Here is a 1,509-nt window from a genome sequence, read left to right as displayed (position 1 = left end):
GTCGAGGTCAAGACCATCAAGTTCAAGGTCGCGGTCCCCGGCTATGAGTACCTGACCGACGAGGAGATTCAGCAGATCCTGGAACAGACCACGCATGCCCGGGACCGCCTGCTCGTGGCTCTGTTGGTGGTGACGGGCTGCCGGATCGGCGAAGCGCTGGGGTTGCGCCGCGAGGACATGCATCTGCTGGCCAGCTCCAAGGTGCTCGGCTGTCCTGTGGAGGGCCCGCATGTCCATATCCGGCGCCGACAGAACACCAACGGCGCATTGGCCAAGACGCGTAAGCCCCGCTGGATCCCGGTCGGTGGGGACATCGGCGATCTGTACGCCGACTACCAGTGGGAACGGGAGAAGGTACCCGAAGCGGCCGATTGCGACATGGTGTTCGTCAATCTCTTCGCCGCTCCGCTCGGCGAGCCGATGAAGTACCCGAACGCCTACGAGCTGTTCCAGCGCCTGGCCAGGCGAGCCGGCTTTGTTGCTCGTCCGCACATGCTGCGGCACTCGGCGATTACCCGGTGGCGGCGGGAGGGCCGACCGGACTATGTGGTGATGGATTTGGCCGGGCATGTGTCCAGACAGTCCATGGACCCCTACACCCACGCGAGTGACCAGGAGAAACGCGAGGCAGTGAACCGGGTCGCCGCTCTCAAGGGAGCCGCTTCATGACACTTCTCACGTTCCCGGTCGTCGAGGACGGGGCCAGCGCCGATGCTGGTGACTCAGTTCTGGTCAACGATTGGGTCGGGTGGCTGCGTGAGCGGCTCGACCCGCACTGGCGGCCTGGTGAATGGGACGTGGAACTGCTGCTGTTCACCGGAGATCCCGGTAACCCGCGCACGCGCGTCAAGGTCTGTCCGCTGCCGAGCTGCGGCATCACCGTCGGTGAGCTGCATTCTTCGGGCTACTGCAAGATCTGCAACGACGAGTTCATGAGCAGCGGGCTGACCAAGCCGGAGTTCGAGGCCGTCTACACCCGCGCGAACCGAAGGCTGAACGTCCACCGGAGCGAGGCGACCTGCGGTGTGCCGGCCTGCCGCCGCGATGTTCTCGCCCAAGGGCTGTGCGTCACCCACTACCGGAGTTGGGTGAAGGCCAGGGGCCGCGCGGAGATCGACCGGGACGCGTGGATGGCCTCGCAGCGCCCGGCTGCGGAGGTCGCCGGGTGCCTCGTGCTGGGGTGCACACGAGAACGACGGTCGCCGCGGACAGGTCTGTGCCACACCCATCAGGCCAAGTGGAGGGCCTGGTCCACCGCCGGAGGAGCCGGGGAGGAGGATGCTGTTCTGGCGGCCTGGATCGAGCGGCAGCCGCCGTACTTGTCCGCGCACATGTTCTCGCTGTCCCCGCTGACCCCGGTCGCGCGGCTGGAGCTGTTGTACGCCCTCCAGCAGCGGGACGTGCGCGGGATGCTTGTGTGCCCGAGTTCGGTGCGACGCGTCGTCGGTGAGCTGTCAGGTCTGCCCTGCATCGCTGTGGCCGACGGCCAGTTCCCAGACCCGGACCTGG

2 protein-coding genes are annotated in these 1,509 nt (G+C 66.7%); both read left to right on the top strand.

Going from position 1 to position 1,509, the window contains the following annotated elements; genetic code table 11:
- On the top strand, positions 1–669 hold a 669-nt coding region (locus ABZ806_RS45065), incomplete at its 5' end, for a tyrosine-type recombinase/integrase (RefSeq protein ID WP_500226142.1).
- Positions 666–1,509: hypothetical protein (locus tag ABZ806_RS45060; RefSeq protein ID WP_500226141.1), on the top strand; the 844-nt coding region annotated here is incomplete at its 3' end. The genes ABZ806_RS45065 and ABZ806_RS45060, both read left to right, overlap by 4 nt.

Origin of the sequence: Spirillospora sp. NPDC047418 (genome assembly GCF_040643275.1) — a bacterium.
In the GTDB taxonomy this organism is placed as follows: domain Bacteria; phylum Actinomycetota; class Actinomycetes; order Streptosporangiales; family Streptosporangiaceae; genus Spirillospora.
This window is presented reverse-complemented; position numbering and strand designations above follow the sequence as displayed.